Source organism: Pseudomonas sp. 4CAES_32.4 (genome assembly GCF_058136335.1).
Genome location: NZ_CM176882.1, coordinates 6,072,187 through 6,099,166, shown reverse-complemented (window position 1 = coordinate 6,099,166; position 26,980 = coordinate 6,072,187). Strand labels below are relative to the sequence as shown.

The 26,980-nt window shown below is 57.9% G+C and carries 26 protein-coding genes; 12 read left to right on the top strand and 14 right to left on the bottom strand.

The window, feature by feature from the left end; translation table 11 throughout:
• Positions 1-20: 20 nt before the first annotated feature.
• The 6 genes from AC3Y64_RS27605 to AC3Y64_RS27580 all read left to right on the top strand — a co-directional run bounded on the left by AC3Y64_RS27605 (position 21) and on the right by AC3Y64_RS27580 (position 7,492).
• Complete coding sequence (locus AC3Y64_RS27605; RefSeq protein WP_489985894.1) at positions 21-2,099, top strand: type VI secretion system Vgr family protein; 2,079 nt, start codon at positions 21-23, stop codon at positions 2,097-2,099.
• A gap of 11 nt (positions 2,100-2,110) precedes the next feature.
• On the top strand, positions 2,111-2,917 hold the full coding sequence (tla1, locus tag AC3Y64_RS27600) for a toxin Tle1 chaperone Tla1 (RefSeq protein ID WP_253481328.1): 807 nt from the start codon (positions 2,111-2,113) through the stop codon (positions 2,915-2,917).
• On the top strand, positions 2,917-3,471 hold the full coding sequence (gene tli1a, locus AC3Y64_RS27595) for a Tli1a family immunity protein (RefSeq protein ID WP_489985893.1): 555 nt from the start codon (positions 2,917-2,919) through the stop codon (positions 3,469-3,471). Before tla1 ends, tli1a (AC3Y64_RS27595) begins: the two co-directional genes overlap by 1 nt.
• Positions 3,472-3,765: 294 nt before the next feature.
• Entirely contained in the window at positions 3,766-4,248 is a 483-nt protein-coding gene (tli1a, locus tag AC3Y64_RS27590) for a Tli1a family immunity protein (RefSeq protein WP_489988036.1), read from the top strand.
• Positions 4,233-4,892 (top strand): Tli1a family immunity protein, encoded by a 660-nt coding sequence (tli1a, locus tag AC3Y64_RS27585; protein WP_489985892.1) that lies wholly within the window; start codon positions 4,233-4,235, stop codon positions 4,890-4,892. Before tli1a (AC3Y64_RS27590) ends, tli1a (AC3Y64_RS27585) begins: the two co-directional genes overlap by 16 nt.
• Positions 4,877-7,492 (top strand): T6SS phospholipase effector Tle1-like catalytic domain-containing protein, encoded by a 2,616-nt coding sequence (locus AC3Y64_RS27580; RefSeq protein ID WP_489985891.1) that lies wholly within the window; start codon positions 4,877-4,879, stop codon positions 7,490-7,492. Before tli1a (AC3Y64_RS27585) ends, AC3Y64_RS27580 begins: the two co-directional genes overlap by 16 nt.
• Positions 7,493-7,654: 162 nt before the next feature.
• Here the strand turns inward: AC3Y64_RS27580 and AC3Y64_RS27575 are convergent, their stop codons facing one another.
• A complete protein-coding gene (locus AC3Y64_RS27575) occupies positions 7,655-8,017 on the bottom strand; it encodes a DUF6124 family protein (protein WP_489985890.1) in 363 nt (120 codons plus the stop codon).
• Between the two features lie 430 nt (positions 8,018-8,447).
• Between AC3Y64_RS27575 and AC3Y64_RS27570 the strand changes: the two genes are divergently transcribed.
• Positions 8,448-8,831 (top strand): helicase, encoded by a 384-nt coding sequence (locus AC3Y64_RS27570; protein WP_129386565.1) that lies wholly within the window; start codon positions 8,448-8,450, stop codon positions 8,829-8,831.
• Between the two features lie 152 nt (positions 8,832-8,983).
• Here AC3Y64_RS27570 and AC3Y64_RS27565 read toward each other — a convergent pair whose 3' ends face one another.
• The 6 genes from AC3Y64_RS27565 to exbB form a co-directional block, all read right to left on the bottom strand.
• Positions 8,984-10,384 (bottom strand): aminoacyl-tRNA deacylase and HDOD domain-containing protein, encoded by a 1,401-nt coding sequence (locus AC3Y64_RS27565; RefSeq protein WP_489985889.1) that lies wholly within the window; start codon positions 10,382-10,384, stop codon positions 8,984-8,986.
• A 79-nt stretch (positions 10,385-10,463) separates the two neighbouring features.
• The gene (gene recG / locus AC3Y64_RS27560) at positions 10,464-12,539 is read right to left on the bottom strand and encodes an ATP-dependent DNA helicase RecG (protein WP_158958343.1); all 2,076 of its coding nucleotides are present in this window, start codon (positions 12,537-12,539) and stop codon (positions 10,464-10,466) included.
• A gap of 9 nt (positions 12,540-12,548) precedes the next feature.
• Positions 12,549-13,478 (bottom strand): hydrogen peroxide-inducible genes activator, encoded by a 930-nt coding sequence (locus tag AC3Y64_RS27555; protein ID WP_158958341.1) that lies wholly within the window; start codon positions 13,476-13,478, stop codon positions 12,549-12,551.
• 278 nt (positions 13,479-13,756) lie between these two features.
• Positions 13,757-14,503 carry a TonB family protein gene (locus tag AC3Y64_RS27550; RefSeq protein ID WP_038359287.1) on the bottom strand — a complete coding sequence of 249 codons (747 nt, stop codon included), beginning with the start codon at positions 14,501-14,503 and terminating at the stop codon, positions 13,757-13,759.
• Positions 14,500-14,928, bottom strand: coding sequence for a TonB system transport protein ExbD (gene exbD / locus AC3Y64_RS27545; RefSeq protein ID WP_053125060.1), 429 nt, complete (start codon positions 14,926-14,928; stop codon positions 14,500-14,502). The genes AC3Y64_RS27550 and exbD overlap by 4 nt, the downstream gene beginning before the upstream one ends.
• 6 nt (positions 14,929-14,934) lie before the next feature.
• On the bottom strand, positions 14,935-15,894 hold the full coding sequence (exbB, locus tag AC3Y64_RS27540) for a tonB-system energizer ExbB (protein ID WP_489985888.1): 960 nt from the start codon (positions 15,892-15,894) through the stop codon (positions 14,935-14,937).
• 188 nt (positions 15,895-16,082) lie between these two features.
• On the opposite strand from exbB, the gene AC3Y64_RS27535 reads away from it, so the two are divergent.
• A complete protein-coding gene (locus tag AC3Y64_RS27535) occupies positions 16,083-16,940 on the top strand; it encodes an SDR family oxidoreductase (RefSeq protein ID WP_489985887.1) in 858 nt (285 codons plus the stop codon).
• Positions 16,941-17,079: 139 nt separating this feature from the next.
• Here the strand turns inward: AC3Y64_RS27535 and AC3Y64_RS27530 are convergent, their stop codons facing one another.
• From AC3Y64_RS27530 to AC3Y64_RS27505, 6 genes are all read right to left on the bottom strand, one after another.
• Positions 17,080-17,820, bottom strand: coding sequence for a hypothetical protein (locus AC3Y64_RS27530; RefSeq protein WP_489985886.1), 741 nt, complete (start codon positions 17,818-17,820; stop codon positions 17,080-17,082).
• Between the two features lie 68 nt (positions 17,821-17,888).
• Entirely contained in the window at positions 17,889-18,269 is a 381-nt protein-coding gene (locus tag AC3Y64_RS27525; RefSeq protein ID WP_003229509.1) for a RidA family protein, read from the bottom strand.
• Between the two features lie 24 nt (positions 18,270-18,293).
• Positions 18,294-20,399: a bifunctional GTP diphosphokinase/guanosine-3',5'-bis pyrophosphate 3'-pyrophosphohydrolase gene (gene spoT, locus AC3Y64_RS27520; RefSeq protein ID WP_064589822.1), complete on the bottom strand. Its 2,106-nt coding sequence runs from the start codon at positions 20,397-20,399 to the stop codon at positions 18,294-18,296.
• A 57-nt stretch (positions 20,400-20,456) separates the two neighbouring features.
• A complete protein-coding gene (gene rpoZ, locus AC3Y64_RS27515) occupies positions 20,457-20,720 on the bottom strand; it encodes a DNA-directed RNA polymerase subunit omega (protein ID WP_122594506.1) in 264 nt (87 codons plus the stop codon).
• Positions 20,721-20,887: 167 nt separating this feature from the next.
• Positions 20,888-21,508: a guanylate kinase gene (gene gmk / locus AC3Y64_RS27510; protein WP_122594507.1), complete on the bottom strand. Its 621-nt coding sequence runs from the start codon at positions 21,506-21,508 to the stop codon at positions 20,888-20,890.
• A 12-nt stretch (positions 21,509-21,520) separates the two neighbouring features.
• The gene (locus tag AC3Y64_RS27505; protein ID WP_489985885.1) at positions 21,521-22,384 is read right to left on the bottom strand and encodes a YicC/YloC family endoribonuclease; all 864 of its coding nucleotides are present in this window, start codon (positions 22,382-22,384) and stop codon (positions 21,521-21,523) included.
• A gap of 270 nt (positions 22,385-22,654) precedes the next feature.
• Between AC3Y64_RS27505 and rph the strand changes: the two genes are divergently transcribed.
• The 3 genes from rph (at position 22,655) to gltS (ending at position 25,352) form a co-directional block, all read left to right on the top strand.
• Complete coding sequence (gene rph / locus AC3Y64_RS27500; protein ID WP_122594509.1) at positions 22,655-23,377, top strand: ribonuclease PH; 723 nt, start codon at positions 22,655-22,657, stop codon at positions 23,375-23,377.
• A gap of 28 nt (positions 23,378-23,405) precedes the next feature.
• Positions 23,406-23,771 (top strand): DUF4870 domain-containing protein, encoded by a 366-nt coding sequence (locus tag AC3Y64_RS27495; RefSeq protein ID WP_489985884.1) that lies wholly within the window; start codon positions 23,406-23,408, stop codon positions 23,769-23,771.
• A gap of 372 nt (positions 23,772-24,143) precedes the next feature.
• A complete protein-coding gene (gene gltS, locus AC3Y64_RS27490; RefSeq protein ID WP_489985883.1) occupies positions 24,144-25,352 on the top strand; it encodes a sodium/glutamate symporter in 1,209 nt (402 codons plus the stop codon).
• Positions 25,353-25,431: 79 nt separating this feature from the next.
• Here gltS and crc read toward each other — a convergent pair whose 3' ends face one another.
• A complete protein-coding gene (gene crc, locus AC3Y64_RS27485; RefSeq protein ID WP_007920349.1) occupies positions 25,432-26,211 on the bottom strand; it encodes a catabolite repression control protein Crc in 780 nt (259 codons plus the stop codon).
• A gap of 82 nt (positions 26,212-26,293) precedes the next feature.
• On the opposite strand from crc, the gene pyrE reads away from it, so the two are divergent.
• Entirely contained in the window at positions 26,294-26,938 is a 645-nt protein-coding gene (gene pyrE, locus AC3Y64_RS27480; protein WP_008078597.1) for an orotate phosphoribosyltransferase, read from the top strand.
• Positions 26,939-26,980 lie beyond the last annotated feature (42 nt).

Sequence of the window (26,980 nt, the reverse complement as noted above, 5' to 3'; positions counted from 1 at the left end):
ATTCGAACAGGGAGCACTTTATGTTCAACCCAGCTAACGAAACCCACTTCAGCCTCAAAGTGGAAGACTACGTCGGCGACCTGCAAGTGCTGTCGTTCACCGGCACCGAAGGCATCAGCCAGCCGTATCGTTTCGACCTGGAACTGGTCAGCGAAAACCCGGATCTGGACCTGGAAAAGCTCCTGCACAAGCAGGCGTTTCTGGCGTTCGATCCGCAGGGCAGTGGCATTCACGGCCAGATCTACCGCGTCGCCCAAGGTGATGCCGGCAAGCGCCTGACCCGCTACAAAGTGTCGATGGTGCCGCAGCTGCAATACCTGCATCACCGCACCAACCAGCGCATCTACCAGCAGATGTCGGCGCCGAAAATCATCGCGCTGATCCTCGACGAACACGGGATCAAGGGCAACGCTTACAGTTTCCAGCTGAGCCAGCCGTGCCCGGATCGCGACTACTGCGTGCAGTACGACGAAACCGACCTGCATTTCGTCCAGCGCCTGTGCGAAGAGGAAGGTATTCACTATCACTTCCAGCACAACCCAAAAGGGCACCTGCTGGTGTTCGGCGATGATCAGACCGTGTTCCCCGACCTCGGCCAACCAACGGCCTACGTGCAGGGCAGCGGCATGGTTGCCGAAGAACCGGTGATCAAAGGTTTCAGACTGCGTCTGGAAACCCGCACCAGCCGCACCACGCGCCGCGATTACGACTTCGAAAAACCGCGCCTGCAAATGGAAGCCGCGTACAAACCCGACGGCGCTCCTGACAGCGATAGCAGCGAACCGGATCTGGAAGACTACGACTACCCGGGCCGCTTCATCGACCGCGCCCGTGGCAAGTTCCTCAGCCAGCGCGCCCTCGAACGCCACCGCGCCGACTACCGTCAGGCCGAAGGTCGCGGCGACCAGACCAAACTGGTCAGCGGCCACTTCATGGCCATGTCCGACCACCCGCGCAGCGAGTGGAACGACCTGTGGCTGCTCACCGAAATCTTCCACGAAGGCAAGCAACCGCAAGTCCTCGAAGAAGGCGTGACCAGCGACACCACCGACAACAAGGACGACTTCCACCAGGGCTACCGCAACACTTTCCTCGCCACCCCGTGGGACGTGTTCTACCGCCCGGCCCTCGAACACCCGAAACCGCGCGTACTCGGCAGCCAGACCGCCATGGTCACCGGCCCCAAAGGTGAAGAAATCCACTGCGACCAATACGGCCGCATCAAAGTCCAGTTCCACTGGGACCGCGAAGGCCTCGCCGACGACAAAACCAGCTGCTGGCTGCGCGTCTCCAGCTCCTGGGCCGGCGACCGCTACGGCGCCATCAGCATCCCGCGCATCGGCATGGAAGTCCTCGTCACCTTCCTCGAAGGCGACCCCGACCAACCGCTGGTCACCGGCTGCCTGTATCACAAGGAAAACCCGGTGCCGTACGCACTGCCGGCGAACAAGACCCGCAGCGTGTTCAAAACGCTCAGCTCGCCGGGTGGCGGTGGGTACAACGAACTGCGCATCGAAGACAAGAAGGGTGCAGAGCAGATCTACATTCATGCCCAGCGGGATTGGGATGAGAACGTTGAGCACGATCAGAAGATTCGGGTCGGCAATGAACGTCACGACACGGTGGTGAAGAACACCTATACCGAGCTCAAGGCCGAAGAACACCGCACCACGATTTCCGACCGCAAGGTTGAAGCGAAGCTGGATGATCACCTGACGATTGGGCAGAACCAGCATGTGAAGTTGGGGACTGCGCAACTGACCAGCGTGGGGAAAGAGATTCACCTCAAGGCTGGGGACAAGATTGTTATTGAGGCGGGGACAGAGCTGACCATTCTTGGGGGTGGGAGCTTTATCAAGCTGGATGGCGGCGGTGTGACGGTGGTTGGGCCGGTGGTGAAGATTAATGCTGGCGGGTCGGCTGGGTCGGGTACTGGCATTGGCATCAAGCCGCCGATATTGCCGGGCGCTGCCGACAAGGACATCGCCGGCGCAGTACCACCGCAGGCGCTGCCGAACGCACCGCTGCCGCCACCACCGGTGTGCAAGGAATGTCTGGCCCGGGCCAAACGTAACGCTCAAGCCCTGGCCGCACGATAAAGGACGACTTCATGAACACAAGCAATGCGCGCTGGCTCGACGAGTTGTGGGTCAACGCCCAACAACTCAAACAGCAGCATCTAGACGTGCTGGTCGACGCCACCAGCCTCGACTACCCACTGCTGCAACAGCTCGCCGAACAGCCCGACGCGGCAAAACTGGCCAAGCTGTTTGAAAACACTCCCGAGGTCGCCATCGCCGATTTCGGCCCGTTGCTGCTGCGCGTCGACATCGGCCAACGCGACTGGCTGAAAACCTTCATCAACGGCGTCGACTGCAATAAACATGTCGTTGTTGTATTCAGCCCATGGCAATTCGAAGCGCTCGCCGATCACCTGCGCGGCTTCCTTCAAGCCCAATGGAACCAAGGCCGTTCCGAAGGCGTGTTGCGCTACTACGACCCGCGCATGTTGCTGCCGGTCACCGAAACCCTGACCCCGGTACAAAGCAACGCCTTCCACGCCGCCGTTATCTCCTGGCACTGGCTCGACCGCGACCAACAACCGCAAAGCCTGCCCGGCAACTACGTCCGCCACGCGCAAATACCCGCCGCCGGCCCGGTGATGTTCGATCACCCACAAGTGGCCAACCTGCTCGCGTGGACAGAAGCAGATGCCTACCGGGTCGATCGCTGCGCAGTGCCCCAAAACTATGGCTTGAGCCGTAACGAGAGTTTGATTCGGCACTTGTATCGCAGCCAATTGGCGGCGAATCAGAAGGGGTTGAAAGAGCCGGAGGAACGCGAGCCGTTCATTGAGCAGTGGTTGGTGGAGAACTCGTCGTTTGTGATCGATGAGCCGCCGAAGGCGTTGATTTGATGAATGCGATTGCGCGTGGGTCGGTGCGGGGGGCGATGTCTTCCGGGCTGGTCTGTGTGTGGGTTTTACTGGGGGTATTGGCGTTGAGTGGGTGTCGTGGTGGGCCGGAGATGGTGAGTGCGCCGGTTACTGGTTATAACCATACGTCTGCATCAATTATACGATTCAGTATCAATGGCGCCGGTGGTCCACATATTCCGCCCCATCAGGGAGGTGGTGAAGTTTGCTGTGGTCTACTTCCGGTTCAGTGGAATCCTAATTTAAAAGCGATTGTTGAGTGGGATAAAGATCCAGAGCCCTATGCAAAGCTGGAACGTGATCAACAGGGTCAAATTGTAAAGGCTGCTGCTGTTCGCCACTCTGCTGGTTTTTCTCATCATTCAGCAATAGTGGAAATTCCAAGGTACGCTGAAAAGGTGTGTGCGTTACAAGTTCACTTTCTACCCTGTGATCAAGTTCGGGTTTCTACCACTTGTTTTACACCGGGTCATCCTAACTATCCCTACAAGGCCTATTTTCATTTAAAGGAGCCGTCAGCATGTTCGAAGTTATAACTCGGCATATGGTACGACAGGTTTGAAAGGAGTTTTCTGATATGCGATTTAAAACATATATGTACAGTTAGTACAGGTCCTGGTTGTTCGAGAGTCCTGTTAATAATCAGGTGAGCATGGAGCGTCAGGTATATGTCTAAGCGTATGGTAGGGGTGAATGATTTGCGCGGCTCGTTGGCGTTTGTATCAAACGTTTTTCTAGGCTGGAATCGTTTTGAAGTTAAAAATAGATGGGGGTCTTTTTGTCCCAAAAGGATTCAGTTAACCAACGTTTTGTTGTTGGTATTTGTTCTGATGAATTTAGGTGCCTGTCAGGCGCAGTCCGAGATGTTAGGCACTCCGATTTCGGGCTATAACCACACGTCGAGCAACATTAACCGATTCACAGTGAATGGAGGCGGCGGGCCTAACATTGGCCCGCATCAAGGTGGGCTGAGCTCTCAGACTTGCTGTACGACCTTGCCTCGTACATGGACTCCGGGATTAAAAGCTGTTGTTGAGTGGGAAAGCGATCCGGCCCCTCGCGCGGCCATTAAACGTGATAAGTACGGCCAGATTGAGTCTAATGCTTATACTCGTCATGCCGCTAATTACACGCATCATAAAGAAATTGTCGATGTTCCTAAGTATGGCGAAAAATTTTGCGCAATACAGGTGCATTTTCTACCTTGCGATAAAGTCCGTGTTTCTACCACCTGCTACACCCCGGTCCATCCGAAATATCTGGATCATGATTACTTTCAATTAAAGGAGGCGACGATATGTTTGGCTCCTTAATGAAAAATTCTACTAGTTCTAATTTCTTTTTGGGCTCCTTGCTATTTAAAGGGCGCAGTTCATTTATCTGGAGGTGGCATTTGTCTTCTAAAGCTCATTCGTTTTTGAATTATCGACGATCCTATTACACACGCGCGCTATCTTTAATATTTGGTGTTTTGATAGTTAGTGGCTGTCAAGCTGAGTCAAAAATGCTGTCAGCGCCAATAACTGGCTATAACCATACCTCTGCCGCCATTAATCGGTTTACTGTTAATGGTGCGGGGGGACCGAATCTTGGGCCAAATTTAGGTGGGGCGGCTGAGGTTTGCTGTGGGGTTCTTCCTCGAACGTGGTCGCCAGGCCTTAAGGCTATAGTGGAGTGGCAGACAGATCCTGATCCTCATGCGTCTGCTAATTGGACCGAGCGTCCTTACTCTGACGCATGGCGTAAACGTATGAGTGAAAAAAAACAAAACTATTTAAATCATAAAGCCGTTGTGGATATTCCAAAATATGGCCAAGAGGTTTGTGCGTTACAAGTTCACTTTCTACCTTGTGATCAAGTGCGCGTTTCGACCACATGCTTGACCCCTTCAAATAAAAACTATCCAGATAAAGCTTATTTCCATATCAAGGAGTCGGCTTCATGCTCGAATCACTAACTCATGCCGGGTCAAGCAAATCTCCAAGTGCGGCGCTTGTTGCTCCAGTTTTCCCGGAACAGCGACGATTACCCACTGATCCTGGAAATTTAACAAAAAATATTAATTTGCAGAAGCGTGACGAGATTAACTTCGGCAATCAACAGCGAAAAAAAAACGAAGCATCAGGTGCTGCCTACAGTGGACCTCCATGCTGTAAAACTCTGCACATTACAATCGCGTTTGACGGCACCAACAATAATGACAAAGCTGATAGCTCGTCGGTACCTTCATCAAGTAGCAATATTGCAAGAATTTTTCACGCGAGCTTGGGAGGGAATCCTGTAACCGAAGATCTAGGCTTCTTCCGTTATTACAGCCCTGGAGTTGGAACAGTATTTCCCGATGTTCGTGAGTATACTCCAAGTGATGGCGGATTAATGTTTGCGAGTGGTGGTGAAAATCGAATAAATTGGGGTCTGACAAGACTAATCGATGTATTGAAACAAACGATTGATGGGAGCCGACTTGAAATTTCCGAAACTCAAGCGTTTCTCGATTCGATGGCTACTGGGCTTACTACTTTTGTTACCGGTGGTTTGCTCGAGAATGGTGAAAAGAAACGTGAGTCCACGCTCCGACCAGAAATAAAAAAGCTAGAGGAAGCTTTAGCCAAACGCCGCGACTCGGAAGAAAAACCAGAAATTCTCGCGATGCGTCTTTATGTTTATGGTTTTTCGCGTGGTGCTGCGCAGGCGCGAACTTTTGCCAATTGGTTGCAGGCGCTCACTCGTACAAAAGGTGCAGAAGACCAAGTCGAATATAGATTTGCAGGGTTGCCAATCTCCATACAGTTTCTTGGCATCTGCGACACAGTGGCAGCCGTAGGTATGGCTGATAGCATGCCGTTTGCGGCAGGGCATATGGGTTGGGCAGACGGCACCATGCGTTTGCCTGATGAATCGTTGGCCAAATGTATGAATACTGCCTTGCCTGACGATTGTCATTTTCTGAAACGTTGCGTACATCTGGTGTCGGCGCACGAGCAACGTGCCAGTTTTCCTTTAGACTCGATTCGGCGTCGGCCAAAAAATGCTGAAGGTCAACGTGACTCTGATCAGGCCTCTGGCTATCGTGAGAACACTTTTGAGTTTCTTTACCCCGGCGTACATTCGGATGTAGGCGGTGGTTATTCTCCGGGTAACCAAGGTAAAGCACTTCCGGGTAGCGCCTACATACTCTCTCAAGTCGCACTTCAACATCTCTATGCTGAGGCCTTCCAATTTGGTGCTCCTTTACAAGTACCACCATTCGCGTGGCAAGAGGGGGTACACGAAAAATGGCGCATGATGACGGATGAGGTCTTGGAAGAGTTTGACGTTTCCGACGAGTTAGTTAAGCGTTTCAATGCATGGCAGTCTCAAGTCAAAGGCGGCACTCTCGATGAAATGATCAAGCGTGAGCAGGCGCTGATTACGGGTTGGCGCATTGATCGTTATGCCGGTGGCTTAGCACAACGTGGTTTCTTTGCGAACGTCGACAAAGATATGCCGGAGGCCCAGCAGGCTGCCTGGAGCGCGATCTATAAGCGTCGCTCCGCTGAATCTGCTGCCGCAGCGCAAGGGCAGCCGTTGCCCACTTACACTGAGGCGCAGGAAAAAGAATATCAATTGAATGTCCAGATTGTCGGGGGGCAGGCAAAGGTCGACAGCATCCGTCTGGAGAAAGCTTTCGATCCACCCCTTGATCAGGTTCAGCTCTTGGGCGCGGCTGCCGAGTTCCGTCATGACTACCTGAAAGAATGGGGAATCCTGGATGACTGGAAAATTGGCAGTACGATCATCGATATGCTGGTTGGGGGCACGGTCTACGCTATCAACGAGGAAGATGAAGCCGAGGAGTACAACTACCTGTATGACAATGGCACGGCGCGTTACAAGGAAATGTTCAGCGGGCCAAACAAAGTGCGACAGGGTCAAGAAGACTTGGTTGCGCTATTTGATGATCAGGTTCATGACTCTCGCGCATGGTTTATGAATACATCTGGCATAGGGCCGCGCGAACCTTTCACTGATTACTTCCGTATACGTCTGGTGCATTTCGATAACGAGTCAAACAAGCAGTTGTCTTTGGTTGCCACGGCTGGGCGTGTTATCGGCATCGGTATAGCAGTGGCCAGTATCGGTTTGAGCATAAAAAAACGCGATCCGCGTATGTTGCTGGCATTTCCTCTGATGAACGTTGCTCGACCAATACTTACCGGGAAAGGCCTGCCGGAAATCAGCGCATTCGACCCGCTTACCGGTATCGCGATTCCGGTGGCAAGCAATCTGGATGCCCTGAGGTCGTTCACTAAAGCGCCGGGCGATATGGTCGCCAAGGTCGCAGCCTTGCCTCCGCTAAAACCGTTGAGCGAAGCCACTGCCAACACGCCTGCGCTGCAGAAAATCCTGGTTGCCCATCAAGCGGTTGAAGCAGCCGAAGCTGCTCGTAAGAAGGACTTCGGTTCATTGGCCGGTATGGTGGCGAAAGCCGCTAATGATGAAGACAAGCCCGGTGGCTGGATGGATTTGGTGGCCGAACAGGCCAGCAATTTGAAGTCGTCTGAGAAGAAGGTGTAATTGCGAAAGCATAGAGGGCGGCTTGATATGAGCCGCCCTCTTTGGTTAGCAAAATAGCATTTCGAATGCCGCTGGTTTCACGACTTTTGAAACGACCATTGGCTTTCCGAGAGTCGATGGAAAGGGGACTTAACGTCCCTCTTTTTTTATCCAAAAATCCCGCTACGGCTTAGCCGCCACGCTCCGCACTTCGATGTGGTCGAGTGTTCCTTCCACCATCAATCGCACTCCATCCGCCATTCGGCTTAGGGCCAGTGCCACCGAGCGGCGGGAGCCGTGGAGGTCGTCGGCGAGGTCGCAGGCGATGACGCTGATGGACAGAAGGTCTTCGGAGGCATTGGCCATGAGGGCTTCGGCGTCGGTGCCGGGGGAGAGGCTGAAGAGGCCGGTTTCGCGTTTGGGGTGTGGTTCGATGGGCGGTTTGAAATGGTGGTCGAGGGCGCGTTCGGCGGCTTCGTGGAGTTTCTTCGAATTGGGGGATTCGTAGGGCGAGGTTGCTTCGGTGCTGAATGTTTCATCGGTCATCGGTGTAAATCCTGAGCAATTAATTGATTTCCCCGAGTTCGGACTTGCACATCCGGTCACCGATTTTGCGGCGACACACAGAGGCTATCGACGAACTGCCAACCTGCCTAGTTCATGGGTATCCCGGCGCTTTGCAGGAAATTTCCCATTGGGTTGCAGGGTTTAAGATCAAAAGATCGCAGGCTTCGCTAGCTCCTACAGGGATGTGTTTCAACAGGTGTAGGAAAGGTGAGTGGTGAGACGAGGAGCGTCTCGGGATGCATTCCCACGCTGAGCGGGGGAGCGATCAATGGGCGAGCTTGAATCGTGACTTGGCGGTCATCGTGCGGGAAATTGTCTGCATCCTCTTCCAATAGAGTCAGATACTGGTGTTATCGTCTGAATCCCTTACACTGCCCCGGCCGTTCATTTTCCTTTTGAGGCTGTGCGCATGAAATTTCGTTTTCTTCTGTGGATGATGGGTTTGTTGATGGGTAAAGCCAGCCGGACAAATCCTGCGTTCCAGCAGCAGTTGGGTGACAAGGATCTGGTGTTTCAGCTGCAGACGCTGGACGGGAAAGTGGCGCGGCATTTCGTGGTCAAGGATCAGCGCATCACCAGTAAGTCTGGCGTGGTGGCGGAGCCGGCGTTTGCGATTGCGTTTAAAGATGCCGGTTATGGCTTTGCGACGATGCAGGCGAAGAACAAGCAGTTGGCGTTTATGCAGGGGATTCAGGACAAGTCGATCCAGCTCAAGGGCAATCCGGCGCTGGTGATGTGGTTTCAGGGGTTGATGAAGTATTTGGTGCCGAGAAAGGCGAAGCCTAAGGTTTGAGCCTTTGGTGACGCGGAGCGTCACGGGATGCATTCCCACGCGGAGCGTGGGAACGATCAGGGGCGGTCTGGTAGACCGAGTTGGATTCTTCGCGAGCAGGCTCGCTCCCACAGGGATTTTGGTGATCCTTGGAGGAGCGGGCCTGTTTTGTTTTAAGCCTGGCTGAATTGCGAGGCCAGTTCGCGCAGCAGGACTTCGGCTTCGAGAACTTTGCTGACGACGTCGTTGGCTTTGTCGCGGCTCAGGCCGACGCGCTCGAGCAGGGCGTCGGGGATGTCTTCGTCGGGCCCGGAGCCGATGCCGCGGCTGCGCAGCAGGCGTACGGCCAGGCAGACGAGGTTCGGGTATTCGGCGTAGGCGCCGTCGTAGCTCGGGTCGTGCTGGAAGCGCAGGGCAGTGGCCAGTTCATCGGGCATGTCCCAGTAGCGCATCAGCCACGAGCCGATCTGTTCGCGGCTGATACCCAGCAGGTGTTGCTCGATGTAGCTGTGGCACAAGTGCGGGTTGACCTCCAGGTGGCGGCAGATCAGCGAGAAGTGCGGCGGGAACACGTGGGCCAGCAGCAGGTAACCGAAGTTGTGCAGCAGACCAGCCAAGTAGGTCAGGCCGGCTTCCGGACGCTGGGCGCGTGGCATGGCGCGGGTCAGGCCTTCAATGACGGCGGCGGTGTAGATCGACTGCTGCCAGTACGGCGTGGTGTGTTGCGGGTGGTCTTTGGGCAGGCTCAGGGTCTTGCCGAGAGCCAGGCCCAGCGCCAGATTGATCACCAGATCGAAGCCGAGTACGCGAACGATCGCGTCTTCCACCGAACGAATCTTGCCCGGCGAAGCGTAGTACGGCGATGCCGCCCAGCTCACCACTTGCGCGGCCAGCGCCGGATCGGTTTCAACGACGCCGGTGATGTCGTCGATGGTGGCGTTCGGATCAACGCGCAGCTTGATGATTTTTTGTGCGGTTTCGGCCAGCGGCGGAATCTCGATGGTCGCTTCCAGACGCTGCTGGATACGCCGCGCGGTGAACGCTTGCACGGCCTGGGTGATTTCCTCGCGGTCATCGTCCGGGCGGTCGAGGTTCGGGCGGATGCTGCTCAGGGCTTCGCCGAAGTTGGCGGCGCTGGCCTTGGTCAGCATGGTCTTGAAGTCTTCGCTGGTGATTTCCAGCAGCAGGCCCGGCTCGCCGGAGTTGATCAGCAACTTCGGTTCGCGCAGCAGGCTTTCTTCATACAGGCACGGCGAACTGGTCAGCGCCGGCAGGCCTGGCAGCAGGCTCAGATTGTGTTTGCCGAGCATCTTTTGCAGGCGCTCGGTCGACACGGCAGTCAGGCGACGGCCCGTCAGTTCGGCGAGGCGATTGAGATCGAGCAACTGGCTCTGCGGAAACAGCACCATCAGCGCACCGACAGCGTCATCGAGCAACACGGCTTGCACCTTGCGCGATGCATTGAGGCCGTGGTGGTCGAGCACTTCTTCGTAGGCGATCCCGAGCTTGTCCAGCAGCAGCCGGATGACAGACGGCGCGTGCGGAGATTCGGGGGCGAGGGCGGCTTCGGTCATGATCTGTATCCGTTTTTGAAACAATGGCAGGAGTATAACCAGCTTGGTCAGAACGATCTGTCAGAAACTGCGACGGTGCTCACACTTGGCCGTATTGCTGCCCGTGACGCAACCAGCGATCAAGCAACGGGCTGACGTGGGTCGGCCAGCGCTCCAGCAGGGCTTGCGCGGCGTCGCGCACGGCGGGTAACAAGTCGGCGTCGCGCATCAGGTCGGCGACTTTGAATTGCAGCAGGCCGGTCTGGCGGGTGCCGAGCATTTCCCCGGGGCCGCGCAGTTCGAGGTCTTTTTCGGCGATGACGAAACCGTCGTTGGTCTCGCGCATGATGCCCAGGCGCTGGCGACCGATCTGCGACAGTGGCGGATGGTAGAGCAGCACGCAATGGCTGGCGGCGCTGCCCCGGCCGACACGGCCGCGTAACTGGTGCAGTTGCGCGAGGCCGAGGCGCTCGGGGTTTTCGATGATCATCAGGCTGGCGTTGGGCACGTCGACGCCGACTTCGATCACCGTGGTCGCGACCAACAGTTGCAGGTTACCGGCCTTGAATTCGGCCATGACCGCAGCTTTTTCGACAGGCTTCATGCGCCCATGGATCAGCCCGACTTTCAGCTCGCCGAGGGCGAGGGTGAGGTCTTCAAACGTGGTTTCGGCGGCCTGACAGGTCAGTTCCTCCGACTCTTCAATCAACGTGCACACCCAATAGGCCTGACGGCCCTCGGCGCAGGCACCGCGCACCCGTTCGATGACTTCGACGCGGCGGGTATCGGTGACCAGCACGGTGTTGACTGGGGTTCGACCCGGCGGCAGTTCGTCGAGGATCGAGGTGTCGAGGTCGGCGTAGGCGCTCATCGCCAAGGTCCGAGGAATCGGCGTGGCGGTCATGATCAGTTGATGCGGGCACATGCGCCCGCCGACGCCTTTCTGCCGCAGCGCCAGACGCTGCTGCACGCCGAAGCGGTGCTGTTCGTCGATGATCACCAGCGCCAGATTCTTGAACTGTACTTCGTCCTGGAACAGCGCGTGGGTGCCGACCACCATCGGCGTACCGCTGGCGATCTGCTCCAGCGCGGCGACGCGGTTCTTGCCTTTGAGCTTGCCGGCCAGCCACGCCACTTCAATGCCCAGCGGTTCGAGCCAGCGCTTGAAGGTGATGAAATGTTGTTCGGCAAGAATCTCGGTCGGCGCCATCAGCGCGACTTGATAACCGGCCTCCAGCGCTTGCAACGCGGCGAGGGCAGCAACCACAGTTTTGCCCGCGCCGACGTCGCCCTGAATCAGCCGCAGCATCGGTTCGTGTTGACTGAGGTCGTAGGCGATTTCGTTGCCAACGCGTTGCTGGGCGCCGGTCGGGTTGAAGCCGAGGTTGGCCAGGTATTTCGGCGGCAGCTTCTTGGCTTTCGGCATCGCTGGCGCGCGCAACGAACGCATGCTTTCGCGCAGACGTTGTTGCGACAACTGATGGGTCAGCAGTTCTTCGAAGGCGAGGCGATGCTGCGCCCAGTGATGGCCGAGGGCGAGTTCGTCGACATCGGCATCGGCGGGCGGGTTGTGCAGGTAGCGGATCGCGTCGGCCAGCGGCGCCAGTTGATAGTCGCGCGCCAGTTCAGTCGGCAGCCAGTCGGGCAGCGTATCGGGCTTGAGCAGGGTCAGCGTCTGCATACACAACTGGCGCAGGCGCTGCTGCGTCAGGCCTTCGGTGAGCGGGTAGACCGGGGTCAGGGTTTCATCCACTGGCGGCGGTTCGTCACCGGTAATGGCGCGGTATTCCGGGTGGTAGATTTCCAGCCCGGAGGCGCCGGGCCGGGCTTCGCCGTAGCAGCGCACCCGCGTGCCGCGCTTGAGGCCTTCTTTCTGTGCGTTGCTGAAATGGTAGAAGCGCAGACTGAGTCCGCCGGTGCCGTCCTGCAAACGCACGACGAGGCTGCGACGGCGGCCCATGACCACGTCGGCGCCGCTGACGGTGCCTTCGACCACGGCGTCCTGCCCCGGTCGCAAGTGGCCGATCGGCACCACGCGGGTGCGATCCTGATAGCGCAGCGGCAGGTGGAACAGCACGTCCTGAAGGTTCTCAAGACCGACCTTGGCCAGTTTCTCGGCCATGGCTTCGCCGACACCCTTGAGTGCCGTCACCGACACTTGCGACAGCTCAGTCATGACGCTCGCTTAACCGGCCGTAACCGGCGCCGCTGGCTTGGCCACCGAGCACAGGCGAATGGAGTCGGCGAGAATCTCGATGGCTTTCGGCCGTGGGAAGCTCGCGCGCCAGGCGATAGCCACGGTGCGGAACGGCACCGGCGGCGACAGCGGACGCACTTCGATCACGCCGGGGGCGTAGTGATGGCTGTCGACCGCCGACAGCGGCAGAATCGAAATGCCCAGACCGGAGGCGACCATATGGCGAATGGTTTCCAGCGAGCTGGATTCGACCGTGGTGTGCTTGGCGCCATCGTTGCCCTTGGTCAGGGTCGGGCAGGCTTCGAGTACTTGATCGCGGAAACAGTGGCCTTCGCCGAGCAGCAGCAGGCTCTTGTCATTGAGCAGGCCAGCGTCGATGGTTTCTTTTTGCGTCCACGGGTGCTGGGCCGGCATCAGGACGTAGAACGGTTCGTCGTAGAGCGGCAGGGTCAGCACGTCGGCTTCGTTGAACGGCAGGGCGATGATGATCGCGTCGAGCTCGCCGTTGCGCAGTTTGTCGCGCAGCACGTGGGTGAAGTTTTCTTCGATGTACAACGGCATCTGCGGGGCGACCCGGTGCAGTTGTGGGATCAGGTGCGGGAACAGGTACGGGCCGACGGTGTAGATCGCGCCGACTTTCAGCGGTGCGGTCAGCTGGTTCTTGCCGGCCTGGGCCAGTTCGCGGATGCCTTGGGCTTGCTCAAGGACTTTCTGCGCCTGGGCGACGATGCCTTCGCCGACCGGGGTCACGCGCACGGCGCTTTTGCTGCGCTCGAAAATCAGCACACCGAGTTCGTCTTCAAGTTTCTTCACGCCCACCGACAGGGTCGGCTGGCTGACGTGGCATTTCTCGGCCGCGTGGCCGAAATGCTGCTCTTGGGCGAGGGTAACGATGTAGCGTAATTCTGTGAGGGTCATAGCAAGCGTCCATGAAGATGCGGGCCAAGCATACCGGCTGCAATCGATAGACGCACGTTATCAGACTGAGTGAGGAATGCGACACCGGGTAATGTGGGTTTGCCGCGAGTGGATATGCAAAAGGCACCTTTCGGTGCCTTTTTGCCTTGGTTCTCTCGGCTAGCGGAGAACCTTGTGGGAGCTGGCTTGCCAGCGATTGCGGTGGGTCAGCTAATAAATCCTTCTCTGACACACCGCTATCGCTGGCAAGCCAGCTCCCACAGGTATTGCGGTGTTGCTTAGCGGCGGCGTTCGAGGGAGTAAACAAACGGCGCAACAATTTCGATCGAGCCGTTGTTCAGCATGTCGGCCGGTGGCTTGGGCAGCGGTTGCGCGCGGCGGATCATTTCCAGGGTAGCCCGGTCCAGATCAGCGTTGCCAGAGCGGCCCACCAGTTCGAACGACAGCACGTTACCTTCGGCATCCACCACAAAGCGCAGGCGGTTCAAGCCTTCCTTGCCCCTTGCCTGCGCGCTGGCCGGGTACTTTTTGTACTTGGCCAAATGCGCGAGCAGGGTGCCTTGCCAGCTGGCTTTGGCCGCCATCTGCGCAGGCGACGGACCCGGTGCAGGCTGAGCGGATTTCTCCGTCGGTGCCTGAGTCGGTTGCGTATCAGCCGGTTTCTCCTCGGAAGGTTTTTCCTTCGGTGGATCAGGCAGCTTTTTCTCGACCGGCTTCGGCGGTTTAGGCTTTGGCTTCGGCTTGGGCTTCTGCACCGCGATTTCAGCTTTCGGTGCTTCGGCCAGTTTCGGAATCGGCAACTCTTCGACCGGAGCCGGTGGCTGTGGCGGTGTGACGACTTTCGGCGGAGCAGGCGGTGGCGGGGCCGGAACCGGGGCCAGCTCGACCATCATTGCCTGTGGCGGCAACTCGATGGGCGGGCGGGCGGTCCAGTTCAGCGCCAGCGCGATGGCCAGCGCATGAACGCCCAGCACCACGGCCAGGCTACCGCTGTAACGCGTCAGCTTATGGCGCGTCGTGATCATTTCTTGGCTGCCGTCTCAAGTCCGACCAGACCGACCTTCAGGTAACCGGCGGAACGCAGGTTATCCATCACGCTCATCAGGTCACCGTAATCCACGCCTTTGTCAGCCTGGAAGAAGATGGTGGTGTCTTTCTTGCCTTTGGTTCTGGCGTCGAGAGTGGCGCCCAGTGCTTCGGGTTTCACTTCGTCTTCGCCGAGGAACAGGCGTTGATCAGCTTTGACGCTGAGGAACACCGGTTTTTCTGGCCGCGGCGCCGGTTTGGCGGTCGAGGCAGGCAGGTCGACTTTGATGTCCACGGTGGCCAACGGAGCGGCCACCATGAAGATGATCAACAGCACCAGCATCACGTCGATGAACGGCGTGACGTTGATTTCGTGGTTCTCGGCCAGATCGTCGTCTGCGCCTTCTTTCAAATGCAGGCCCATGGCCGATTACCCCACTTTGACCATATGCGGCTGAGAGCTGCGCTCAGGCTGGTGGTCGAGGTCGCGGCTGACCAGCAGCAGGACTTCTGCCGAAGCATCGGAAACCTGTGCCTTGTAACCGGCGATCGAGCGGGCGAACACGTTGTAGATCACAACCGCTGGAATCGCTGCAACCAGACCCAGTGCAGTGGCCAGCAGTGCTTCAGCAATACCCGGCGCTACGACAGCAAGGTTGGTGGTCTGGGTTTTGGCGATGCCGATGAAGGAGTTCATGATGCCCCACACGGTACCGAACAGACCGACGAACGGCGCGGTGGAACCGATGGTTGCGAGGACGCCGGTGCCGCTGCTCATGTTGCGACCGCAGGCTGCTACGAGGCGCTCGAGACGGAAGCTCACGCGTTCCTTGATGCCTTCTTTCTCGCGGCTGTTGACCGACAGGCGCATCTCTTCGAGCGCGTCGTGCACCAGCAGGTTGGCGAGAGTGCCTTCTTTGCCGGCGGTGGCGCTGGCTTCTTTCAGGGTGGTGGCTTTCTTCAGAGCGGCGATTTCACCACGCAGACGACGCTTGGCGCCCATCAGCTCGAAGCCTTTGGCGATCCAGATGGTCCAGGTGATGATGGAAGCGATGGCCAGACCGATCATCACGATTTTCACGATGATGTCGGCGTTCTGGTACATGCCCCACGGCGACAGGTCGTGTGCCATGCCCAAGCTGTTGTCGGCCTCGAGCACTTCAGGCACGTCGGCAGCGTCGACTGCCTGCACCGGATCGGTGGCAGCCGGAGCAGCAGCTGGCGCCTCGGCGGCCGGGGCGTGCTGTTCGGCAGCGGCTGGTGCGGCGGGCGCTTGAGCGTCGGCGAACGCAGCGGTCGGTGCCAGCATCAAGCTGAGCAACAGTGCCGCCACCGCGCTAAAAACGCGAGGTCGTTTGGTTGGCGAAGCGGGGATTTGATTACGTGTCATGCTGGCCGGACCTGAGATAGAAAAACGGTGATGCTCTACCAGGCCTCGTAAGGCCGAGAACAAAAGTGGCGTGCATTATTGCAAGTAATTCTTGTTAACAAAAGTAATAGAGTATCTTTTTTTCCTACATTGCTAGCCGCTCGTCCCTTGCCGGCGCTAGTCTGTGCCTTTCCGATGGGAGTTTTTTGATGTCCGCGCCTTCTGTTTTGATTGCCGGTTGTGGTGATGTCGGCAGTCGTCTGGCCACGCAATTGCTGACGGCTGGCTGGGAAGTTCACGGCTTGCGCCGGGATGTTTCGAAGCTGCCTGACGGGGTCATCGGCGTTGCCGGCGACCTGTTCAATGAAGACTGCCCGGCGACCTGGCCGGTGGGAGCGGTGGATTACCTGGTGTATTGCGCCGCGGCCACCGATCACGACGAGGCTGGTTATCGCGCCGCTTACGTGCAGGGTTTGCAGAATGTGCTGAGTTGGCTGGATGACTACGGGCAGGTGCCAGAGCGGCTGATCTTCGTGTCCAGCAGCAGCGTGTATGGGCAGCAGGACGGCGAGTGGGTTGATGAGACGTCCGAGACGGTGGCGGCGGGTTATTCCGGGCGCCTGATGCTGGAAGCGGAACAGGTCGCGCTCAACAGCGGCATTCCGGCGAGCATCCTGCGCCTGACCGGAATTTACGGCCCGGGCCGCGAATGGCTGCTGACGCAGGTGCGCCGTGGCTATCGCGTGGCGGTTGAGCCGCCGCTGTATGGCAACCGGATCCATGCTGACGACGCCGCCGGGTTGCTGGCATTTCTGCTGGAGAAAGATCGGCAGGGCGTGAAGCTGGAGGATTTCTATATCGGTGTCGACGATGCGCCGGCACCGTTGGCGGAAGTGGTCGGTTGGTTGCGTGAGTATCTGGGCGTGACCGAATGGGCGGAAGACGCCAGCGTTCGGCGCACGGGCAGCAAGCGTTGCAGCAATGCGCGTGTGAAAGCGTTGGGCTGGACGCCGACGTACCCGAGCTACCGCGAAGGTTATGCCGCGATTCTTGAAGGTGAATCCTGAGTTCGAGACACCCCAAAACAACTGTAGGAGTGAGCTTGCTCGCGATGAGGCCATAACATTCAACACTTGTGCTGACTGTTACACCGCTATCGCGAGCAAGCTCACTCCTACAGGGGATGTCTGCGAATTCAGAAGCGGGTCACTGCTTCTCGAGCAACCACTTGCGCTCACCCGCGGTGAACTGCGGTTGTTCATCCGCCAACGCGGCATTCACCGCCTGGAGAATTTCCAGCTCTTTGCCCTTGCGCACAAAGATCCAGTTATTGCCCTGACCATTCTGTTGCAGCCACATGCTGTCGTTGCCATTGCTCATTGATGCGCAATCGCCCGCCAGACATAACGCGTAACGATCAGCCCCCGGCAAACCGGAGACCTGGCCGTCCGCCTGGAATTGCACGGTGCTGCCTTCGCCCTGGCCGCTGGTGATTTTCCAGTCACCGCCCAGATACGCCGAATACAACGCGCGTTCGAAGCTGGCGCCAATCGGCGCACCTTCCGGCACCGGAATCTGTGCGCGGTCGAACAGCTGCTCAGGTTCGTTATCGCTGGCGGCCTGCTGCAGTTGGCTGCCGTCGCGTTTCAGCTGACTGGCGGAGCTGCCATAGAAATCGACTTTCCAGGCGCCGGATTTCTCACCCAGCAGCCGTCCTTCGACGTTCTCAAAACCGTTGGTGTAGCGAGCCTGACTGGCCTTGGTGTTGACGTCCCACTCAAGGTTGGGACCGTAAGCCTGAAGCGCTTCGCGCAGGGGGCCGCCCTTGGCTGCAGCATCGATCGCCACCTGATTGATCCAGGTGCCGCTGATATCACGATCGGCAGGGTTGCTGGCGCAGCCGCCGAGGAAAATGGCGAGCAGCGGGAGAGCTAGCGCTTTGCGCATGGTGGAATCCTTTCAAAACCTTTTCTTGCTGAGCAGTCGGCGCGGCGTTGAAGGCCGCGCCGTGCGCATCACTCGATGACCAGAATGGCATCCATTTCAACCTGCGAACCCTTTGGCAGGGCAGCAACGCCGATGGCGGCGCGGGCCGGGTACGGCTGGTCGAAGTATTTGCCCATGATCTCGTTGACCTTGGCGAAATGGCTCAGGTCGGTGAGGAAGATGTTCAGTTTGACGATGTCCTTGAACGAGCCGCCGGCGGCTTCGGCCACGGCTTTGAGGTTCTCGAACACCTGAACGGTCTGGGCTTCGAAGCCTTCAACCAGTTCCATGGTTTTTGGGTCCAGAGGAATCTGACCCGACATGTAAACGGTGTTGCCCGCCTTGATCGCTTGGGAGTAAGTGCCGATGGCGGCCGGGGCCTTGTCGCTGGTGATAACAGTCTTGGTCATGTATGACTCCTTGTAATGGTTGAGTTATGCACGCATGCGGGTGATGCGGATCACCCCGGTCAAGGCGCGCAGCTTCTTGATCACGCGGGCCAGGTGCACACGGTCGTGGACGCTGACCACCAACTGGACAACGCTAATGCGACCATCGCGTTCGTCCATGCTGATTTTCTCGATATTGCCGTCGGCTGCGTTGACGCTGCTGGCCAGCAGGGCGATCAGGCCGCGCTGGTGTTCCAGCTCGACGCGCAGTTCGACGTTGAATTCGCCGGTGACATCCTTGGCCCACGAGAGCTGGATGCATTTTTCCGGGTTATGCCTGATTTCGCTGATATTGCGGCAGTTGTCCAGGTGCACCACCATGCCTTTGCCCGCCGACAAGTGCCCGACAATCGGGTCGCCCGGGATCGGCGTGCAGCACTTGGCGTAGCTGAGCACCAGACCTTCGGTGCCGCGAATCGCCAGCGGGCCTTCCGGACTTGGCAGTTGTTCGCCTTCGCCCAGCAGGCGACGGGCGACCACGTAGGCCATGCGGTTGCCCAGGCCAATGTCTTCGAGCAAGTCTTCGATCAGTTCCAGGCGGTACTCGGTGAGCATCGCCTTGACGCGTTCGGCCGGAATCTTCTCCAGCGCGCTGTCGAAACCGTTGAGGACTTTGTTCAGCAGGCGTTCGCCGAGGCTGATGGATTCCGAGCGACGCTGCAGTTTCAGCGCATGACGAATGTGCGTGCGCGCCTTGCCGGTAACGACGAAGTTGAGCCACGCCGGGTTTGGTCGTGCACCGGGGGCGCTGACGATCTCGACCGTGGAGCCGCTTTGCAGCGGTTCGGACAACGGTGCGAGACGCCGATTGATCCGACAGGCGATGCAGCTGTTGCCGACGTCGGTGTGCACCGCGTAGGCAAAATCGACCGCCGTGGAGCCTTTCGGCAGCTCCATGATCCGGCCTTTTGGCGTGAACACGTAGACCTCGTCCGGGAACAGGTCGATCTTCACGCTTTCGATGAATTCCAGCGAGTTGCCGGCACGTTGCTGCATTTCCAGCACGCCTTTGACCCACTGACGGGCGCGGGCGTGAGTGCCTTTCGGCTGTTCGTCACCGCTGGATTTGTACAACCAATGGGCAGCGATGCCGTTGTTGGCCATCTCTTCCATTTCGCGGGTACGGATCTGGATCTCGATCGGTACGCCATGCATGCCGAACAATGTCGTGTGCAGCGACTGATAGCCGTTGGCCTTGGGGATCGCGATGTAATCCTTGAAGCGGCCCGGCAACGGTTTGTACAAATTATGTACAGCACCTAGCACGCGGTAGCAGGTATCGACCTTGTCGACGATGATCCGGAACGCATAGACGTCCATGATCTCGTTGAAGGCCCGACGCTTGCCGCGCATTTTCTTGTAGATGCCGTAGAGGTGTTTCTGACGACCGCTGACTTCGCCCTGGATGCCGTCGATAGCGAGGCAATGGCCGAGGGATTCTTCGATCTTGTTGACGATTTCCTTGCGGTTGCCCCGGGCGCGTTTGACCGCCTGGTAGATCCGCGCGGAACGCATCGGGTGCATGGCCTTGAAGCCGAGGTCTTCGAATTCGATGCGGATCGCATGCATGCCCAGCCGGTTGGCGATGGGCGCGTAGATTTCGAGGGTTTCCTTGGCGATCCGCCGGCGTTTTTCGCCGGACAGCACTTCCAGCGTGCGCATGTTGTGCAGGCGGTCGGCGAGTTTGACCAGGATCACGCGAATGTCGCGTGCCATGGCCATGGCCATTTTCTGGAAGTTTTCGGCTTGGGCTTCGGCCTTGGTCTCGAAATTCATCTGGGTCAGTTTGCTGACCCCGTCGACCAGTTCGGCCACGGTTTCACCGAACTGCGCTTGCAGCGCTTCCTTGGCGATACCGGTGTCTTCGATCACGTCATGCAGCATCGCAGCCATCAGGCTCTGATGGTCCATGTGCATGTCGGCAAGAATATTGGCCACGGCAAGAGGATGCGTGACGTACGCCTCGCCGCTGCGACGGCGTTGACCGTCATGGGCTTGTTCGGCGTAGAAATACGCTCGGCGGACCAGGTTGACCTGGTCGTTGCCGAGGTAGGTCGATAAGCGATCGGCGAGGGCGTCTATGCTCGGCATGATGACTCCTGCCGTAAGCTGTGATCCCGCGCCGTGCTACGTCGACCAGGCATAGGCTTAAACGGCCTCGTTGGACTCGTCCTCGAACGCAGCGAAGACAGGATCTTCGTGGACGATTTCTTGCTCGGCGATGAACTCGTAGCTCATCAGGCCTTCAGCGATTTCACGCAGGGCGACAACAGTCGGCTTGTCATTTTCCCACTGGACCAGTGGCTCTTTGCCGCCGGTGGCCAGTTGACGGGCACGCTTGGTAGAGAGCATGACCAGCTCAAAGCGGTTATCCACGTGTTCTAGGCAGTCTTCAACGGTTACGCGGGCCATGGTATTCCTCGGAGCGAATGCAAGATGCGCGCTGCCCGGTTGGGCGAGCGGACTCAACAGTTTAAAAAATCACCAGCGATTAGGGAAGCGCTGATTTTTTAACCAAGCCCTTCAACGCGCTGCAAGCGCCAATGTAAAGCGCTTGCAGGCATTTTGGGAAGTGCTGATTAACCGAGCAGTTCGGCCAGTAATTTGCCATGAAGCTGCTGCTGGCGCTTCTGAATCAGTTGATTGGCGCGGAAAATCGCCTTCAGATCGTCCAGTGCGTGAGCGAAATCGTCGTTGATGATCAAGTAGTCGTAGTCGACGTAGTGGCTCATTTCGCTGACGGCTTCACGCATGCGGCCGTCGATGATCTCGTCACTGTCCTGGCCACGGTTGGTCAGGCGCTGATGCAGGGCTTGCAGCGATGGCGGCAGGATGAAGATCGAACGCGCCTGCGGCATCAGCTTGCGCACTTGCTCGGCGCCTTGCCAGTCGATTTCCAGAATCAGATCGTGGCCGGCGTCCAGGGTTTGCTGCAGGTGGCTTTGCGAGGTGCCGTAGAGATTGCCAAACACTTCGGCACGCTCAAGGAAATCACCATGCTCGCCCATCTTCACGAAGGCTTCGCGGGAGACGAAGTTGTAGTTCACGCCATCCACTTCGCCCGGACGCATGGCGCGGGTGGTGTGCGAGACAGAGACGCGGATCTCCGGTTTGGCGTCGGTCAAAGCCTTGACCAGACTGCTCTTGCCTGCGCCCGAAGGGGCGGAAATGATGTACAGGGTGCCGGTGCTGTGGGTCATGTCAGGATTGCCTTACTCAATATTCTGCACTTGTTCGCGCATCTGCTCGATCAACACCTTGAGGTTGACGGCGGCTTGGGTGCTACGCGGATCAAAGGCCTTGGAGCCCAGTGTGTTGGCTTCGCGGTTGAGCTCCTGCATCAGGAAGTCGAGGCGACGACCGGCCGCACCGCCGGATTTCAGTACCCGGCGCACTTCGATGATATGGGTGCTCAGGCGATCCAGTTCTTCGGCCACATCGCTCTTTTGCGCGAGGATGACCATTTCCTGCTCAAGGCGCTGCGGATCCAGCTCGGCTTTCATGTCGGCGAAGCGGTCGAGGACTTTCTGGCGTTGGGTTGCCAGCATTTGCGGCACCAGTTCACGCAGAGTCACGACGTCTTCTTCGATCGACGTTAGGCGCTCGTTGATCAACCGGGCCAGCTCCGCGCCTTCGCGCTCGCGGCCAGCCTTCAGTTCCTTCAGGCCTTGATTGAACAGGGCCAGCGCCTCGGCGTTCAACGCCTGTGGATCCGTCGCATCGCCGACCAGTACACCGGGCCAGGCCAGCACTTCCAGCGGGTTCAATGCTGCAGGGTTTTTGATCAGGCCAGCGATGGTTTCGGCGGCGGCGACCAGTTGCGCGGCGCGCTCGCGATCGACTTGCAGCGCTTTGCCGGTGCTTTCTTCGGTGAAACGCAGGGTGCATTCCAGTTTGCCCCGCGAAAGGCCCTGACGCAGCGCTTCACGCACCGCGCCTTCGAGGTCGCGGAATGACTCCGGCAAGCGCAGGTGCGGTTCCAGATAGCGGCTGTTGACCGAACGCAGTTCCCAGCTCAGGGTGCCCTGGACGCCGGCTTTCTCGACGCGGGCGAAGGCGGTCATGCTGTGCACCATGGCGGTGACCTCGCAATGCAGATCGGCGCGGAACAGTCGTTCCGCAGGCGCGATATCAATGAATGTAAGCCGACTGGCAGCAAAGGCGCAGGATTGTAGCGCAGTGCGGCGAATGCGCCCAAACACACGGTGTGACAAAGGGCTGCAGCCCGTCGGTAATGCGTGTTTCAGGGGCTTCGGTCGTCGCGCGGATTTTTTAAGCAGTGCCCAGTCGCGGTGCGGCGCTCTATAATGCTCGGCAGTTTTCCGTCCCCAGTACAGGTATTTCCTATGAAACGTCCAAGTGGTCGCGTTGCCGATCAGCTCCGCTCGATCCGCATTACCCGCAACTACACCAAACACGCCGAAGGATCGGTGCTGGTCGAATTCGGTGATACCAAAGTCATCTGCACCGTCAGCGTCGAAAACGGCGTGCCGCGTTTCCTCAAGGGCCAAGGCCAGGGTTGGCTGACCGCCGAGTACGGCATGCTGCCGCGTGCCACCGGCGAGCGTAACCAGCGTGAAGCCAGCCGTGGCAAGCAGGGCGGTCGCACCCTGGAAATCCAGCGTCTGATCGGTCGTTCCCTGCGCGCTGCGCTGGACATGTCCAAGCTGGGCGATGTGACCCTGTATGTCGATTGCGACGTGATCCAGGCTGACGGCGGTACTCGCACTGCGTCCATCACTGGCGCCATGGTTGCGCTGGTTGATGCGTTGAAAGTGATCAAGAAGCGCGGCGGCCTGAAAGGCGGCGACCCGCTCAAGCAAATGATCGGCGCGGTATCGGTTGGCATGTATCAGGGCGAGGCGGTGCTGGATCTGGACTATCTTGAAGATTCCGCTGCCGAGACCGACCTCAACGTGGTGATGACCAGCACCGGTGGTTTCATCGAAGTGCAGGGTACTGCTGAAGGCGCGCCGTTCCAGCCTGAAGACCTGAACGCCATGCTGGAGCTGGCCAAGAAAGGCATGAACGAGATCTTTGAACTGCAAAAGGCTGCACTGGCCGACTGAGCAGGTTCATAACCGCAAGGAGTACGCGATGAGTGAGCAAGAGTTGCTGCCCAAACCGAGCCAGGAGGTTCGCCAATGGGCGGTGTTTTGTCACTTGTCCGCCTTGCTGGGGATCTGGATCCCGTTCGGTACGCTGATCGGGCCGTTGATCCTTTGGCAGATGAAGCGCGAGATGGACCCGTTCATCGATGCGCAGGGTAAAGAGGCGCTGAACTTTCAGATCACCGTCGCCATCGCATCGGCGATCTGCTTCCTGCTGATGGTGCTGATTATCGGATTCTTCCTGTTTGGTCTGTTGGCCATCGGTGCGTTGATTCTGACGATCATTGGTGGTGTGAAGGCTAACGAGGGTTTTCCGTACCGTTATCCATTTACTTGGCGACTGATTAAATAAATAGCATTTGGCAATATTTAAAAAAAGCCCTGACATGTCAGGGCTTTTTTATTTCCGTAACTTAATTATTTGGGTTTTGTATGTAGGAATTCTCTGGTGGCGATGACTGGTAGTTAATAATCTGTATAAATCCAGTAATTACATTTTTAGTCACAACTGCGTGCGCCAGTGACGGCTCATGTCCTTGGCAATGAGGTGAGGCGGTTGGTAGAGTTGGCCCCCGCGTAATATTGCTACTGAAATATTTCGATATATTCAAGCCATCGAAGGCTCTTGAATTCCTCAGTAATCAGTGTTGAGACAATCAGCCAGTTCATAGGGCGGATGTAGGTAAACAATTCGCCCATGAATATCTAGCCAAGAATAATCCATATGATTCAGCTCGATTTTTACGGAACGCTCGTGGCCGCTTCCCTGGTACTTTTACTTGGGCGCGGACTTGTTACACGCGTCGGTTTCATGCGCAGTTACAATATTCCTGAACCCGTGGCCGGTGGCCTGGTAGTCGCATTGCTGTTGTTGATTCTGCGATCGTTCAATATTGAAGTTCGCTTTGATACTTCGCTGCAAACGCCGCTGATGCTGGCCTTTTTTGCCACCATTGGACTGAGTGCCGACTTCGCCAGCCTGAAGAAAGGCGGGCGCATTGTTGGGGTATTCCTCTTGGCAGTCACCGGATTGTTGGTGGTGCAGAACGCGATGGGTATTGGATTGGCAACCCTGCTCGGGCTTGACCCGTTGATGGGGCTGCTGACCGGGTCCATTACCCTGGCGGGCGGCCACGGCACTGGAGCCGCATGGGGCACGGTGTTCAGCGAGAAGTACGGTCTGGCTTCGGCTTCCGAACTGGCGATGGCCTCCGCGACGTTTGGTTTGGTGTTGGGTGGTCTGATCGGAGGCCCGGTTGCACGCTTGCTGATCAAACGCGTCGAAGTGCCCGGCTGCAATCAACAGGAGGCGCCGCGACTGCCAAAGGGTTTTGAGCAACCGAACAAAGAACGCTCAATCACACCCTTCTCGTTTATCGAAACCCTGGCCTTGATTGCCGTGAGCCTTCTGGCCGGCAGCCTGCTCAATGGTTGGCTGCAAGGCACTGCGCTCGAATTGCCGACGTTCGTCTGCGTGCTGTTTGTGGGTGTGGTTTTGCGCAACGGCCTTTCGGCGCTGGGCTTGTATCAGGTGTTTGAGCGTGAAGTCTCGGTGCTGGGCAACGTCAGCCTGTCGCTGTTTCTGGCAATCGCGCTGATGTCGCTCAAATTGTGGGATCTGGCGGCGCTGGCGTTGCCGATCTTCATCATTCTGGCCGTGCAGGCGCTGGTCATGGCGCTGTTTGCGATTTTCGTGACGTTCCGGGTAATGGGCAGCAATTACGATGCAGCCGTGCTGGCGGCGGGGCATTGCGGTTTCGGCCTCGGCGCGACACCGACCGCTATTGCCAACATGCAGGCAGTGACGCAGCGTTTCGGGCCGTCGCAGATCGCGTTTCTGGTGGTACCGATGGTCGGGGCGTTCTTCATCGACATCATCAATGTCATCGTGATCAAGCTGTATCTGGCCCTGCCATTCTTCGTGGCTGTTTAGGTTTGGATTTGCTTTGACTGACGCATGAAAAATGCCCGTATCTTGCGATACGGGCATTTTTTGTACGGCGAGATGACGCTTAGATGGTCAGCGTCCAGTCGTAGTCGACGATCAGCGGCGCATGCTGCGAGAACCGCGGCTGACGTGGCAGGCGTGCGCTGCGCACGAAGCGTCGCAGGCCTGGCGTCAGGATCTGGTAGTCGAAGCGCCAGCCCAGATTGAGCATCTCGGCCTGTTCGTTGTCCGGCCACCAGCTGTACTGGTCGCCTTCACGGCTGACTTCGCGCAGGGCATCGACATAACCCATGTTGCCGACAATCTCGTCCATCCAGGCGCGTTCTGGCGCCAGGAAGCCCGGGGATTGCTGGCTGTCGCGCCAGTTCTTGATGTCGAGCTTCTGCTGCGCCACGTACAGCGAGCCACAATAAATGTACTCGCGACGTTTGCGTCGCTGTTTGTCCAGGTACTTGCCGAAGTCGTCCATGAGCTTGAACTTCTGGTTCAAGTCCTCATCGCCGTTCATCCCCGAAGGAAGCAGCAAGGTGGCAATACTGACTTTGTCGAAATCTGCTTGCAGGTAGCGCCCGTAGCGGTCGGCCGTCTCGAAACCGAGACCGCTGATGACAGCCTTCGGTTGCAACCGCGAATACAAAGCCACGCCACCTTGGGCAGGGACTTCAGCATCGCAGGCATAAAGGAAGTAGCCATCCAGTTGGAAGGCTGGGTCATCCAGTTCAAAGGCGGAGGCACGGGTGTCCTGCAGGCAGATGACGTCGGCATTCTGTGCTTGCAGCCAACTGAGCAAACCACGCTCGACTGCAGCCTGAATACCATTGACGTTCACACTGATGATCCGCATAAATGGCCCCAAAAATCGCGTGCGTGTATGATACACGGCGTCAAGCTAATTAGCTAAATCCGTGGTATTTGGGGTTTTTTTCATGCAAGCGTATCAGCGCGATTTCATTCGTTTTGCCATCGATCGCGGCGTTTTGCGCTTCGGTGAGTTCACCCTGAAGTCCGGGCGCACCAGTCCTTACTTCTTCAATGCCGGCCTGTTCAACTCGGGCTCGGCCCTGGCGCAACTGGGGCGTTTCTACGCCGCAGCCATCGCCGAAAGCGGCATTCCTTTCGACGTTCTGTTCGGCCCTGCCTATAAAGGCATCCCTTTGGCAGCGACCACAGCCGTTGCGCTGGCCGAGCATCACGACCGTGACCTGCCATGGTGCTTCAACCGCAAAGAAGCCAAGGCTCACGGCGAAGGTGGCAGCCTGGTCGGCGCGCCGTTGACCGGCGACGTGCTGATCATCGACGACGTGATCACCGCTGGCACCGCTATTCGCGAAGTTATGCAGATCATTGCTTCCCAGGACGGCGCCAAGGCCGCCGGCGTGCTGATCGCCCTGAACCGTCAGGAGCGTGGCAACGGTGAGTTGTCGGCGATCCAGGAAGTCGAGCGCGACTTCGGCATCCCGGTGATCAGCATCGTTTCGCTGAATCAGGTGCTCGAATTCCTCGCTGACGATCCGCAGCTCAAGCAGCACCTGCCAGCCGTGGAAGCGTATCGCGCCCAGTTTGGCGTCTGATCGCAGTCCTGTGGGAGCAAGCTCGCTCCCACGTCGGATTTT